The sequence below is a fragment of the Humidesulfovibrio idahonensis genome, from assembly GCF_054657715.1.
The window spans coordinates 134,916-148,884 of sequence record NZ_BAAHYE010000003.1; the positions used below are offsets into that span (position 1 = coordinate 134,916).

The following is a 13,969-nucleotide window of genomic DNA, read 5'->3' on the forward strand; positions in this document are numbered from 1 at the left end:
AGAAATAAGGCCGGGGTCGCCCCCGGCGGAATGATCACGTCGCGGTTATTTCTTGCTCTTCTTGGCCTTGGCCTGGGCCAGCATGTCGCCCAGATTGCCGAAGCCGGAGGCTTTCTCGGCGGGCTTGGACTGCTGCTGCTTGTAGCCCTTCCAGTCCTCGTTCTCGCGGCCGCGGCCGGAGCCGCCGGCGGCGTCCTCACGCACTTCCAGGGGCGAAAGCGCGATGCGGCGCTCGGCCGCGCGCAGGTCCTCGACCACCAGGGTGACCGAGTCGCCGGGGGCGAGCTTGTCGAACTGCTTGGGGTCCACGGCCACGCTCATGCGCGACTTGGGCAGCAGCGCGGTGACGCCGGGCTCAAGGTTCACGAAGATGCCGAAGGCTTCGCGCTTTTCCACCGTGCCGGTCACCTGGGTGCCGGGGGTGTACTTGGCGGCGGCCTCAAGCCAGGGGTCGCCAGCGGCCTCCTTCAGCGAAAGGGAGATGCGGCGCTTCAGCGGATCGATCTCCTTGATGACCACGGAGACGACGTCGCCGGGGTTCAGGATCTCGGAGGGCTTGTTCACGCGCTTGGTGTAGCTCATCTCGCTCACGTGGATGAGTCCGTCCACGCCGGGCAGAAGCTCCACGAAGGCGCCGAAGTCGGCCAGACGCACAACCTTGCCGGTGACCTTCTCGCCGTCCTTCAACTGGCCGGCGATGTCGGCCCAGGGGTCGCTCATGGTCTGCTTGCGCGAAAGGGAGATCTTCATCTGGCCGGGCTTTTTGCCGGGCTCAACGCCAAGCACCTTCACGCGGATCTTTTCGCCGACGCTCACAGCCTCGTCCGGCTTGGAGACGCGGGTGAAGCCGAGCTCGCTCACGTGGACCATGCCCTCCAAACCGGGGGCCAGCTCCACAAAGGCGCCGAAGTCGGTCAGGCGCACAACGGTGCCTTCCACTTCCTCGCCCGGCTTGATGGCGGCCAGGAATTCCTCGGTGGCGGCCTGGCGCTCGCGCTCGATGAGCGCGCGGCGGGTGACCACGATGTTGCGGCCCCGCTCCTCCAGCTTGCTGATGACGAACTGCAGGGTCTTGCCGACGTATTCCTCGGGGTTCTCCACGAAGCGCGCGTCGATCTGGCTCACGGGGCAGAAAGCCCGGCGGCCCATGACCTCGATCGAGAAGCCGCCCTTGCAGGTCTCCTTCACGCGGCCGTCCACCGGCAGGCCGGCGTCCTTGGCGTTCTGGAGCATCTCAAAGCCGCCGGCTCCGGCCAGCGCACGGGAGAGGACGATCTCGCTGCGGGTCTTGGAGACCACGTACAGGTCGATGTTTTCGCCCTCCTTGAAGGGGAAGTTGCCCTCCGCGTCCAGAAGCTCCTTTTTGTCGGCCACACCATCGATCTTGGTGCCGGTGTCGAAGTAGACGCTGTCCGCGCCGATGGTGATGATGCGGGCGGAAATCTTGTCGCCCACGTTCAAGGGCTCGCCCTGTCCCGCATAGCTGGCCTCGAAAAGTTCGGCGAAGCTCTGCTCCTGGTCCCCGGTGTTCTGTGCCTGATCCGTCATCTGCTGCTCCTGTGCGATGTTCCGCGAAGATATTAGCGGTAAACTGCCGCCTGGGGGCTGTATTATCGAAGGTAGCGCGCTTGTCAAACAAAGAGGACGTATTTTCTGCCGCGCCCTAAAGTTTTTTAAGCTTTTGCCGATACGACACGAGAAAGGCGTTGTCTTGACCAATACGGCGCAAGGGAGGTGGTCGCAAGATGTCGACGGATATGATCGGCGGGGTGTATTCTTCCTTCAACCTGACGAACACCAGCCAGGACAACATGATCGGCGCGGGCGGGGCGCTTTCCGACAAGGAGAGCTTCGGGGCCGCGGTGGTGACGAAGACCCTGGACTACCTGAACAGCGGCAATTCCCATAATTCCGACATGGCGCAGACTTACGATTTCAACAAGACCGTTCTGGGCGGGCACGCGGCCGGCCTGGGCGCGGTCACCGACCTCAACATTTAAAAAGCGCCGGCAACGGCTCCGACGACGCCCCGAGCCAAAGCCCCGCAGCGCCAGCCGCCGCGGGGCTTTTTCGCGCCCGGGCAAAGCCTGCCCAACCCGCCGGATATCCTGGCCTCGGGGCCTCCACTTGCCAGATGCGCAAAGAACGACTAAAGAGCGCTGTTCAACTCCCCCCGCGAATGAGAAAGGAATACTACGACGTGAGCAGGGATCAGCATAAAATACTCATCGCCAACCGGGGCGAGATCGCCGTGCGCATCATGCATGCGTGCACCGATCTCGGCCTGAAGTTCGTGGCGATATACACTAAGGAAGACGCCGCTTCCGGTCACGTGGCCCTGGCCCGTGAGCTTGGCGGCGACGAAGCGCTGGTGCGCATCCACAATTACCTGGACGCAGGCGACGTGCTCTCCGCGGCGGACGCGACCGGGGCCACGGCCATCCACCCCGGCTACGGGTTCTTCTCGGAGAACTACCGCTTCGCCCGGCGCGTGACCGAACGCTCCCGCCCCATGATCTTCATCGGCCCCTCCTGGCGCGTCATCCGCGACCTGGGCGACAAGATCAACACCAAGCGCCTGGCGCGCGGCCTGGGCGTGCCCACCGTGCCCGGCAGCGACCGCGCCATTTACGACGAGATGGAAGCCGAGACCATCGCCCAGCAGCTGTTCGACTACCAGGAGCGGCAGGGCGTGACGCGCCCCATGGTTCTGGTCAAGGCTTCGGCCGGCGGCGGCGGCATGGGCATCGACGAAGTGCACAACATGAACCGCTTCCGTCAGACGTACCGGCGCATCCGCAACTATTCGCAGCGCCAGTTCAACGACCCCGGCGTGCTCATCGAGCAGCGCATCTTCAATTACAACCACCTGGAAGTGCAGATCGTCTCCGCGCGCGGGGGCGAAAACCCCGTGCACTTCGGCACGCGCAACTGCTCCGTGCAGAGCCCGGGCCGGCAGAAGCGCATCGAGACCGCGCCGGGCTTCTTCCCCGAAGGACTCACGTATTCCTTCGACGCCCGCAAGGTCATGGACGACATCGTGCGCCACTCGCTCTCCATCGCCCGCGAGATCAAGTACGACAACGTCGGCACCTGGGAATGGATCGTGACGCCCAAGGGCGAGCCCTTCCTCATGGAAGTGAACACGCGCATCCAGGTGGAGAACGGCGTTTCCGCCGCCATCTCCCGCGTCAAGGGCGCGGGCGACGTGAACCTCATCCGCGAACAGATCCGCCTTGGCCTCGGCGAGCCCATGGGCTACGGCCAGGAAGACGTCGGCTTCGCCGGCGTGGGCATCGAGTACCGCATCATCGCCGAGGACACGCAGAACCGTTTCGCCCCCTGGACCGGCCGCATCGAAAAGCTCGCCTGGCAGCCCCAGGACTGGCTCAAGATGCACACCCACGTGCCCCAGGACCGGCCGTATCAGATTCCCACGGAGTACGACCCCAACCTGGCCCTGGCCATCATCTGGGGCAAGGACCTGGAGGAGGCCAAGGCGAGAGGCATGGCCTTCCTCGATTCCTTTGTGCTCACGGGCGTGGACGCCCAGGGCGTGGAGCTCAAGTCTAACATCGCCTTCCTGCGCGAGAAAACCACGGATCTGCTGGAATTCTAGCCAGCCAGGGACGGCAGTATGGATATAGAAAAGAATCTCGAAGCCCTTTCTCAGCGCGTGGCCTACGCCCGCGACATTCTCGGCGCGCGCGTCAGCGACCGCCTGGAGTCCATCAGCCAGGACATCCAGACCCTGAGCCAGAAGATGGACAGCCTGAGCCTTGAAGAAGCCATGACCAAGACCGGCGACCTCGCCCGCAGGCTGGCCACCCTTGAGGAAGACCTGGACCAGATGCTGACGCCCATGGACAAGGTGCGCATTGTGCGCCACCCCCAGCGCGTGTGCCTGAAGGACATCCTTGAGAACGTGTACGACAACTACACCGAGATCGGCGGACGCGACGAAGTGTCCATCGACCCCGGCATGCTCATCGCCCGCGCCTACATCACCCGGCGCGTGGGCAAGCGCATCATCCACCATCCGGTCATGGTGGTGGGACAGGAGAAGGGCCACGGCCAAGAGTTCCGCAACGGCGGCTCCATCAAGCCCTGGGGCAACGCCAAGGCGCTCAAGTACATGAAGGTCGCGGCGCGGGAGAACATTCCCATCCACGCCTACGTGTCCACCCCCGGCGCCTACCCCATTGAGGACTACCCCGGCGCGGCCCAGCAGATTGCGGAAAACATTTATGAAATGGCCGGCATCGACGTGCCCATCGTGGCCATCTTCTCCGAGGGCGGCAGCGGCGGCGCAGAGGCCATAGCCCTGGCCGACAAGCGCCTCATGTTCTCCCACGGCTATTATTCGGTCATCTCGCCCGAGGGCGCGGCGGCCATCGAGTGCAAGTTCAACGGGCTCACGCGGGCCACGCCGGAGCTCATCGAGCGCTGCGCCAAGCACCAGCAGATCACCGCCCAGGACAACCTGAAAAACGGCTACATCGACGGCATTCTGCAGGAGCCCCCCCTGGGCGCGAGAAACGAGCACTTCGACTTCTTCAAGCAGCTGCGGGCCAATGTCATCCGCGCCACGGACGAAGCCGTGGTGAACGTGCGCAGCGTGAGCATGCTGCGGCGCCTGGCCATGCGCGGCTCCAAGAAAAAGCAGGTGGGCGAGGACGTCATCGTGCGCTGGGAGCTTGATCCCGCCGACCGCGAACTGCTGGTTTGGCGGCGCTACCAGAAGTACCGCAAGATGTCGCGGCAGGCCTACATCGACAAGCGCGGCATTTTTGAGCGCCTTGCGGCCAAGTACATGGAGTTCTTGTTCAGCATCTACTCCACCGTGCGCTTCGAGATCGTGAAGCACTACCAGAAGAAGATCGCCCGCGTGGCCACGGACGTCACCGACGAGATCCATGTGGTGACGAGCAAGATGGACCGCATGACCTGCCAGGCCATGGAGATTCTGGGCATTCCCCAGTGGGGCGGCAGCGGCGACGAAAACGCCCTGACATGCCTCTCCGAGCCCACGCGCGACACGCGGGCCTCCAGCGGCCAGACTTACGTCAGCCCCAAGTCCCTGGACGACCGCGAGATCTCGTGCCCGCACGCGGCGGAGCGCGGCTGCCTGGACATGTGGGCCAAGGATCTCTTTGGCGAGTTCGCGGGCGTGTGCCCCAATTGCGGCTACCACTTCCCCATGGAATACCAGTGGTACATGGCCAATGTGTTCGACCGCGGCAGCGTGCGCGAGTTCAACCAGTCCATCGCCGCGGGCAACCCCACCAACTTCCCCAAGTTCGACGAGCGCATCCAGGCGGCCAAGGAGAAGACGCACCTGCAGTCCTCCTGCGTCACCTTCAACGCCAGCATCCGGGGCATCCGCCTCACCTGCGGCATGCTGGTGGCCAACTTCCGCGGCGGCTCCGTGGGCGCGGCCGAGGGCGAAAAGCTCATCCGCGCGCTGGACCTGGCCAGAAAGCGGCACCAGCCCTTCCTGGCGTACATCCACGGCACCGCGGGCATCCGCATTCAGGAGGGCGTCAACGGCCTCATCCAGATGCCCCGCGTGACCATGGCCGTGCGGCGCTACATCGAGGAAGGCGGCCTGTACATCGTGCTGTACGACACCAACTCCTACGCCGGTCCCGTGGCCAGCTTCCTCGGCTGCTCGCCCTACCAGTACGCCGTGCGCAGCGCGCGCCTCGGCTTCGCCGGTCCCGGCGTCATCCGCGAGACGACGGGCGTGGACATTCCGCCCGACTACCACAGCGCCTACAAGGCCCTTTCGCGCGGGCACATCCAGGACATCTGGGACCGCCGCGACGTGCGCGCCAACATGCACCAGGCCTTTTTGACCATGGGCGGCCGCAACCTGTATTACCGCTAACGCCCCCTCCCCGCACCACGCCAAAGCGCCCGGCAGGACCTGCTCCTGCCGGGCGCTTTTTTACGTATCGCGTCAGGCAATCATTGCCTATTCGTCACCGCCGCGTCACACACCACCCGGTCATTTCTCCTAACGTTCCGGCCCGACACAGACAAAACACGTCAGCACAGCGAGGCCGAGCCATGCTCAAAACCGTTCTCAAGCGCCTGCGCGCGGGCACCCTGCACAGCGCCTTCCACACCCCGGAAATCAACGTCGCGCCGCCGCCCAGCCGCCTGCGCGAGCTGGTGCGCACGGGCCAGAACTTCGACATCCTGCTCATCAACGTGCGCGACTTCGCCCTGCTGCGCGAGCTGTATGGCCGAGAGCTCTCGCAGGAGATCGAAAACCGGCTGACCAGCGTGCTGCGCGGCGCGGTGAACGAGCGCCTGCACACCGTGCCCACCTGCATGCCCCTGGAGCCCGGCGAGTACCTGCTCTGCTGGCCCAGCCGCGGCGGCGACCCGCGCTCCCAGCACGACACGGCCTATGAGATCAAGCTGCTGGCCCAGCGCGAGGCCAACGCCCACCTGCTGCGCTGGGCCGGGCGCGAGCTGGACCTCGGCTTCGGCTGCGCACGGCACGACGGCACCACGGCCACCGACGGCGCCAACCGCGAGGCCCGGCTGTTCCAGGCCGTGAACGAGGCCCGCCTGCGCGCCAAGATGCGCCTGGACCTGAGCCAGCTCTCGCTCTCCTCGGAGTTCAACACCATACTGCTGGAAAAGAACGTGCGCGCCGTGTACCAGCCCATCGCGGACTTCACCAGCGGCACCATTTTGGCCTGGGAGGCCCTGACGCGCGGGCCCGAGGGCAGCGCCTTCCAGTCGCCCTCGGTGCTGTTCGACTTTGCCGAGCAGAGCGGCAAGCTCTTCGCCCTGGAGCGCCTGTGCCGCGAAAAGGCCCTGCACAACCTTGGCGCCATGGCCCAGGGGCAAAAGCTCTTCCTGAACATCCACCCAAAGACCATGGCCGACCCGGAGTTCACCCACGGCAAAACGCTGGAGCTCATCGAGGAAGCCGGGCTCTCGCCGGAGAACGTGGTCTTCGAGATCACCGAACGCCACAGCATCAACGAGTTCGCCCTGTTCCACCGCACCCTCGACCACTACCGCAGCCAGGGCTACCTGGTGGCCGTGGACGACGCGGGCGCGGGCTATTCCGGCCTCACCAGCGTGGCCCAAATACGCCCGGAGTTCATCAAGATCGACATGAGCCTCATCCAGGGCATAGACAAGGACCCGGTGAAGCGCGCCCTCATCGAGACCTTCGTCACCTTCGCGGACAAGATCGGCTCCAAGATCATCGCCGAGGGCATCGAGTCGCAGGCGCAGGCCGCCTGCCTCATCGACATCGGCGTGCACTACGGCCAGGGCTACTACCTGGCCCGGCCCGCCGCGCCCAAGCCGCCCCTGTCCCTCGACACCGCTTATTTGCGCAAGCCCCAGCAGGACCAAAGCCGTATCGTCACCTCCTGCCTCATGCCCATAGGCAACCTGGTGGAGGCCGCGCAGGTGCGCCGCCAGGGCACCCTGGTGCCCGACGCCCAGCACTGCTTCGAGGCCAGCCGCCAGCACGCCAGCATCGTGGTGGTGGACCCGGAGCAGGAGACGCCCATGGGGCTCATCATGGAGTACCAGCTCAACCGCCAGCTCTCCGGCCAGTTCGGCGCGGCGCTCTACTCCAAGCGCCCCATCGACGCCATCATGGACAGGCATCCGCTCATCGTGGACGAGGCCACGCCCGTGGAGCAGACGGCCAAGTCGGCCATGCAGCGCGAAAAGATCAAGGCCTACGACGACATCATCGTGACGCGCCAGGGCAAGGTGCTGGGCATCGTCACCGTGCAGAAGCTGCTGAACACCCTGGCCCACGTCCAGGTGGAGATGGCCAAGGGCACCAATCCCCTCACCGGCCTGCCCGGCAACGTGAACCTGGAGCGCGAGGTGGAGGCGGGCATAGGCTCGGGCAAGCGCTTCTCCATCGCCTACGCCGACCTGGACAACTTCAAGGTCTACAACGACACCTACGGCTTCAAGAACGGCGACCGGGTCATCAAGCTCGCGGCCGATGTGCTGGACCACAGCGTGCGGCGCTTCGGCGACGCCACGGCCAAGCTGTTCCACATCGGCGGCGACGACTTTGTGCTGCTGACCAAGCCCGAGCATGTGGAGCGCATCTGCCTGGCCGCCACGCGCATCTTCAAGCGGCTCATCCGCACCTGCTACTGCCTGCAGGACCGCGACCGCGGCGAAGTGCTGGCCACAGGACGCGACGGCGTGGAGCGCACCTACCCGCTGGTGTCGCTTTCCATCGGCATTCTGGAGATAGGCGGGCCCTGCACATTGCTGGAGATAGGCGAGCGCGCCGCCCACGTGAAGAAATACGCCAAGTCCATGCCGGGCAACGTGTACGCCTGGGACCGCAGGCCCCCGCTCGGCACTGCGCTGCCGGATGCGGCGCACCTGGCTGCCTGCTGCAATCAGGAGGCGGCGGTCTGACCCGGAACCGCACCTGACCGCAAACAAAAGGGCGCCCTGCAGCGCCCTTTTGTTTGCATACTTCCTTGCCGCTACTGGTACGAGCGCAGCACCTTGGCCAGGGCCTCGGGGTCCACGGCGCGGCGCGCCAGCGGCCCGGCCTTGAGCGTCGGCAGCTCCGCGCCGAACACGGGCTTGTCGGCCTTGGCCAGCACGCCGATGGGAATGCTCTCCCCGAACTCCTGCGCCAGGGCAAGGGCCTTGGCCCTGTCGCCGGGGTCGTGCTCCACGCCGATCTTGCGGCAGCGTTGCTTGTACCAGGCAAAGGTATTGACCTTGTTGAACGACACGCAGGGCTGAAACACATCCACCAGGGAAAACCCCTTGTGCCGCACTGCCTGCTGGATGAGATCCACCAGGTGCTCCGGCTCGCCGGTGAAGCCGCGCGCCACGAACCCCGCGCCCATGGTCACGGCCACGGCCACGGGGTTGAAGGGCTCCGAGGGCTGTCCAAAGGGCTGGGACTTGGTCACTTGGCCCTTGGCCGTGGTGGGGCTGGCCTGGCCCTTGGTCAAGCCGTAGATGCCGTTGTCGTGCACGACGAGGGTGATGTCCACGTTGCGGCGCAGAGCCGCCAGAAAGTGGTTGCCGCCCTCGCCGTAGTTGCAGCCGTCGCCGCTCTCGGCAATGACCGTAAGATCCGGGTTGGCGAGCTTGGCCCCGGTGGCCGTGGGCAGACCCCGTCCATGCAGCCCGGTTATCATGTTGCAGTTCATGTACAGCGGGGTTTTGGCCGCCTGGCCTATGCCCGTGACGACAAGCACTTTGTGCGGGGCCAAATCCATGCCCGCCAGGGCCTTCTTCATGGCCGCCAGCAGGGCGTGGTCGCCGCAGCCGGGACACCACGCGGTCTCGAATTGGCCGTAGTCTTCAACACTGACCATGTGCATGCTCCTTGCGCTACAGGATGCTTTCAAGCCCGCGCAGAATATGCGCGGCGGTGATGGGCAGACCGTCGAACCGCAGAACCAGGTCCGCGATGCGGAACCCGCTTTCCTGCCGCAACAGCCGGGCCAGCTGCCCGGTGGCGTTGCCCTCCACGCACACGACCCGCTTGGCCGATTCGAGCCAGGGCAGGAACTGGTCTTCCTTCAGGGGCCAAAGCTGGGCGAAGTGCAGCACGGCGGCGCGCCGGCCGCCCTCCTCCAACTGCTCCCTGGCCTCCAGGGCCGCGCCCAGGGTGGACCCCCAGCACACGAGCAGAACATCCGCCGCGTCCTCGCCGAAGTAGCTGGGAGGCACGGCGTCTTCGGCCAGTCCCAAGCCCTTTTGCAGCCGCTTGGCCACCATCTTCACGCGGATGTTGAGATCCTCGGTGAGCTTGCCGTCCTCGGTGTGTTCGTCGCTGTCCGAGATCACCAACGCCTCGCTGTAGCCGGGAATGGCCCGGGGCGAAACGCCGTCCCCGGTCAGGGCGAAGCGCTTGTAGCTTTTCGGGTCCGCCGGAACGAGCAGGGGCGCGGGCATCTCCGGCAGCTTGGTCAAATCAAAGGGCGCAACGTTCTGAAAGGAGTCCGCCAAATACTGGTCCGTCAGAACGAACACCGGCGACTGATATTTTTCCGCCATCTCAAAGGCGCGGTGCGTCAGGTGGAAGCACTCCTCCACGCTGCCGGGCGCGAAAACCGCGCGTGGGAATTCCCCATGCCCGGCGTAGAGCACCAGATTGAGGTCGGCCTGCTCCGTGCGCGTGGGCAACCCCGTGGCCGGACCAGGACGCATGGCCACGAGAAACACGGCCGGCGTTTCAAGCATGCCGGCCAGGCTCACGGCCTCGACCATGAGCGCGAAGCCGCCGCCGCTGGTGGGCACGATGACACGGCCGCCCGCGCAAGCCGCGCCGATGGCCATGTTGGCGGCGGCGATCTCATCCTCGGCCTGCTCCACCACGGTGTTCATGACCTTGGCCTTCTCCGCCAGGGTCATGGCCACGGAGGAGCCTGGAGTCATGGGGTAGAACGAGCAGAAGTTGCAGCCCGCGGCAAGGGCTCCCAGGGCCACGGCCTCGTTGCCGGTGAGCATGAGGCTTGCGCCGGGATTCTGGGGCGGGGGCGGCATGCAGGGAAAGCTGTGGTCCTGGGTGCGCACCCACGCGTAGGCGTCGCGCAGCACCTTGAGATTTTCGTCCACCACGGCCGGACCCTTTTTGCCGAAGGTTTCGCGCAGGAGCTCTTCCAGGTGGACGATGTTTTTGCACAGCGTTGCGGCCAGCACGCCAAGGGCCACGACGTTTTCGTGCAGGACCTTGGGCGCAAGCTTTTTGAAGGGAATGCGCAGGGCGGAAAGCCCCGCCGTGTCCAGGGCCTCATCGGCAAGGACGATGCCGCCCGGAGCGAGCTGCGCTTTGTGCAGTTCCACTGTTGCGGCGTCGAGGGCCACCAGGATGTCCACCTTTTCCGTGGGCGCGTGGTGGATTTCCAGGCCGGTGCGGATGGCGAAGGTGTTGTGCCCGCCGCGGATGCGCGACTGGTAGTCCTGGGTGACGGCAACCTCGTACCCGGCGCGGACAAGCGCTTTGGACATGAGCTGGCCGATGGTGACCAGGCCTTGCCCGGCCTCCCCGCCAACGAGGATGACGATACTGGAATCGGACATGATGAGACCCGCCTGGTTAGAGGGTCGAAGGGATGGGGAAAAAACAAGGGGGCTCAAGGCCCCCTCTTCTTCGCTTTGATTAAGCCGCTGTTGCCGCTGGCGCGGTGTACACGCGGGTGGCCAGCTCGCGGTCGAGCATGAACAGGCCGCCGCCGTCGCCCACGAGCTTCAGCTTGCTCACGGTGTCGCCGAAGTTGGCTTCCTCCTCCACCTGCTCGGTTACGAACCACTGCAGGAAGATGGCCGAGGCGTGGTCGTTCTCCTTCTGGGCCAGGGTCACCAGGTCGTTGATGCGCTTGGTGACCTGATACTCGTGGTTCAGCGCGAACTCAAAGGCCGCCAGGGGCGATTTCCAGGTGTTGGCCGGGGCTTCGATGGCCTGCAGCGTCACGCGGGTTCCCTTGGAGTTCACGTAGTCGAACATCTTGCGCGCGTGGAACTGCTCTTCCTGGAACTGCACGTCCATCCAGTTGGCAAAGCCCGGCAGGCCGAGGTTCTGGAAGTAGGCGGACAGGGACAGGTACAGATACGCGGAATAGTATTCCCATTTGATCTGGTCGTTGAAGGCCTTCTCCATCTTCTTGCTCAGCATTGCGCGTCTCCTTTTGGGTGCGTTGGTTCAGGCACGGGTAGCTTCGGTTGCGATTCTACGAGTATTTGAAATACGCATTGTCATTCGGAATGTGAAGAGCGGAAAGGGAAAAAAGCTGCCTCAGCCCAGAAGATTGCCGGTGAATATCTGGCGGATGCGGTGTTGCAGGTGCGTCATGCGCGCGCCGGAGGTGACGTTCTCAAGCCCGATGGCCAGGGCCTTTTCGGATCCGATGAACACGGCCAGCTTGCGCGCCCGCGTGAGCGCCGTGTACAGCAGGTTGCGCATCAGCAGCACGTAATGCTGCGTCACCACCGGCACCACGATGGCCGGGTATTCGCAGCCCTGGGACTTGTGCACGGACACGGCGTAGGCCAGGGTCAAATCCTCCAGCTCCGTGGCGTCGAAGGCCACCAGGTTGCCGTCGAAGTCGACCGACAGCGTGCCCTCCTCCGGGTCCACCTCGTGCACCCAGCCCAGGTCGCCGTTGAACACGTCCTTGTCGTAGTTGTTGCGCAGCTGCAAAACGCGGTCGCCGGGGCGGAAGGTGGCATAGCCGCGCTTGAGCTCCAGCCCGCGCTTGGGGTTCAGGCGCTCCTGCAACAGCTGGTTCAGGGCGCTGGTGCCCACCTCGCCCTTGTGCATGGGCGTCAGCACCTGCACGTCGCGCATGGGGTTCAGCCCGTAGCGCTCGGGTATGCGCTCGCACACCATGTCCAAAATGGCCTGCTGCACCTTGAGGGGCTGCTCCTGCGCCACCCAGAAGAAATCCGCCTCGGGCGGCTCCTTGGGGCTCTGGATGGGGAACTGCCCGGCGTTGAAGCGGTGGGCGTTGACCACGATGGAACTTTCCTGGGCTTGGCGGAAAATGTGCGTCAAAACAGCCTTTGGCACCTTGCCGCTGTTGATGAGGTCGGCCAGGACATTGCCCGCGCCAACGCTCGGCAGCTGGTTCACGTCGCCCACGAGGATGAGCCGGCAGGTGACGGGCAGCGCCCGCAACACGGCGAGGAACAACCCGGCGTCCAGCATGGACACCTCGTCCACCAGCAGCACCTCGGCCGAGAGCTTCTGGTCCTCGCAGTGGTAGAAGCCATGCTCCGGCGAGTAGAGCAAGAGCCGGTGCAGGGTCTGGGCCGGCTCGCCCGTGGCCTCGGAGAGGCGCTTGGCGGCACGGCCCGTGGGCGCGGCCAGCTTGACCTTGAGCTTCAGCTGGGTGAGCGCGGCGACGATGGCCCGGGTGATGGTGGTTTTGCCCGTGCCCGGCCCGCCGGTGATGATGAAGACCTTGTTCACGCAGGCCTCGAACACGGCGTCGCGCTGCTCGCGCGAGAGGTCGAAGCCCAGCGCCGACTCGATCTTGGGCAGGGCCTGCTTGACCCCGGCGCGGGAGACCGGCGCAGGGTGGCTGACGAGCCCGAAGAGCCGCTGGGCGATCTCGCGCTCGGCCCGGTAGTTGGTCATAAGGAACACGGCGCGGGTGACGTTCTGCTCCGGCAGGTCCTCCACATGCACGCGCTTCTTGCGCTCCAGGGCCTCCAGGCCTTCTTCCAGCAGGGTGCGGTTGTCCACGCCGAGCATGCGCGCGCATTCCTTGAACAGGGCCTCTTCGGGGCAGAACATGTGCCCGCCCCGCTCGCCCTGCATGATGAGCACATAGCCCAGGGCGGCCTCCACGCGCTCCGGCGCGTCGGGCTCAAAGCCGAGCTTGAGGGCCATGTTGTCCGCGGTGCGGAAGCCCACGCCCCGGATGAGATAGGCCAGCTCATAGGGATTGGCGCGCAGCTTTTCCTCGCTCTGGGCGCCGTAGAGCTTGAAGATGCGCGAGGCATAGGTGGGCGGCACGTCGTGGCTGTGCAGAAAAACGATGAGGCTCTTCACCTCGCGCTGGGAGCGCCAGGACTCGACCATGCCCTCCAGACGCTTTTTGGTGATGCCCTTGACCTTGCGCAGGCGGTCCGGGTCGGTGTCGAGGATATCCAGCACGGCCACGCCGAAGTGGTTCACCAGAGCCTCGGCGGTTTTTTCGCCCACGCCCTTGAGCGAGCTTTTAAGGAAGCGCACCACGCCGTTGGCCGTGGCCGGGTAGGTCTGCTTGAAGCTTGTGGCCTCCATCTGGCGGCCGAACTTGGGGTGGGTCTTCCACTCCCCTTCTATCTCCAAAAACTCGCCGGGCTGCACTTGTCCCAGGCAGCCCACCACCGTGAGAATGCCGGGTTCGTCCTTGGCGCGCACGCGCACCACCGCATACCCGTTGTCCGGGTTGTGGTAGACGACGGAATGGACCTCGGCCTTGATGCTGGCGGACATCCG

General features: G+C 65.2%; 9 protein-coding genes. 4 read left to right on the forward strand and 5 right to left on the reverse strand.

Annotated features, from left to right (window positions below):
* Positions 1 to 45: 45 nt before the first annotated feature.
* Positions 46 to 1,548, reverse strand: a complete 1,503-nt coding sequence (locus ACYQ4W_RS07380) for a 30S ribosomal protein S1 (RefSeq protein WP_459854739.1) — start codon at positions 1,546 to 1,548, stop codon at positions 46 to 48.
* Positions 1,549 to 1,745: 197 nt separating this feature from the next.
* Here ACYQ4W_RS07380 and ACYQ4W_RS07385 point away from each other — a divergent pair, with 197 nt between their 5' ends.
* The 4 genes from ACYQ4W_RS07385 (at position 1,746) to ACYQ4W_RS07400 (ending at position 8,430) form a co-directional block, all read left to right on the forward strand.
* Entirely contained in the window at positions 1,746 to 2,000 is a 255-nt protein-coding gene (locus ACYQ4W_RS07385; RefSeq protein ID WP_459854742.1) for a hypothetical protein, read from the forward strand.
* Between the two features lie 200 nt (positions 2,001 to 2,200).
* Positions 2,201 to 3,619 carry a biotin carboxylase N-terminal domain-containing protein gene (locus tag ACYQ4W_RS07390; protein WP_459854745.1) on the forward strand — a complete coding sequence of 473 codons (1,419 nt, stop codon included), beginning with the start codon at positions 2,201 to 2,203 and terminating at the stop codon, positions 3,617 to 3,619.
* Between the two features lie 18 nt (positions 3,620 to 3,637).
* Positions 3,638 to 5,890: an acetyl-CoA carboxylase carboxyl transferase subunit alpha/beta gene (locus tag ACYQ4W_RS07395; protein ID WP_459854747.1), complete on the forward strand. Its 2,253-nt coding sequence runs from the start codon at positions 3,638 to 3,640 to the stop codon at positions 5,888 to 5,890.
* Positions 5,891 to 6,072: 182 nt separating this feature from the next.
* The gene (locus ACYQ4W_RS07400; protein WP_459854750.1) at positions 6,073 to 8,430 is read left to right on the forward strand and encodes a GGDEF domain-containing protein; all 2,358 of its coding nucleotides are present in this window, start codon (positions 6,073 to 6,075) and stop codon (positions 8,428 to 8,430) included.
* A 71-nt stretch (positions 8,431 to 8,501) separates the two neighbouring features.
* On the opposite strand, the gene ACYQ4W_RS07405 is transcribed toward ACYQ4W_RS07400, so the two are convergent.
* The 4 genes from ACYQ4W_RS07405 to recD2 form a co-directional block, all read right to left on the reverse strand.
* The gene (locus ACYQ4W_RS07405; protein ID WP_459854752.1) at positions 8,502 to 9,353 is read right to left on the reverse strand and encodes a 2-oxoacid:ferredoxin oxidoreductase subunit beta; all 852 of its coding nucleotides are present in this window, start codon (positions 9,351 to 9,353) and stop codon (positions 8,502 to 8,504) included.
* 16 nt (positions 9,354 to 9,369) lie between these two features.
* On the reverse strand, positions 9,370 to 11,064 hold the full coding sequence (locus tag ACYQ4W_RS07410) for a 2-oxoacid:acceptor oxidoreductase subunit alpha (RefSeq protein ID WP_459854755.1): 1,695 nt from the start codon (positions 11,062 to 11,064) through the stop codon (positions 9,370 to 9,372).
* 79 nt (positions 11,065 to 11,143) lie between these two features.
* The gene (locus ACYQ4W_RS07415; RefSeq protein ID WP_459854758.1) at positions 11,144 to 11,656 is read right to left on the reverse strand and encodes a ferritin; all 513 of its coding nucleotides are present in this window, start codon (positions 11,654 to 11,656) and stop codon (positions 11,144 to 11,146) included.
* 120 nt (positions 11,657 to 11,776) lie between these two features.
* Complete coding sequence (gene recD2, locus ACYQ4W_RS07420; RefSeq protein WP_459854760.1) at positions 11,777 to 13,966, reverse strand: SF1B family DNA helicase RecD2; 2,190 nt, start codon at positions 13,964 to 13,966, stop codon at positions 11,777 to 11,779.
* Between the last annotated feature and the right edge of the window lie 3 nt (positions 13,967 to 13,969).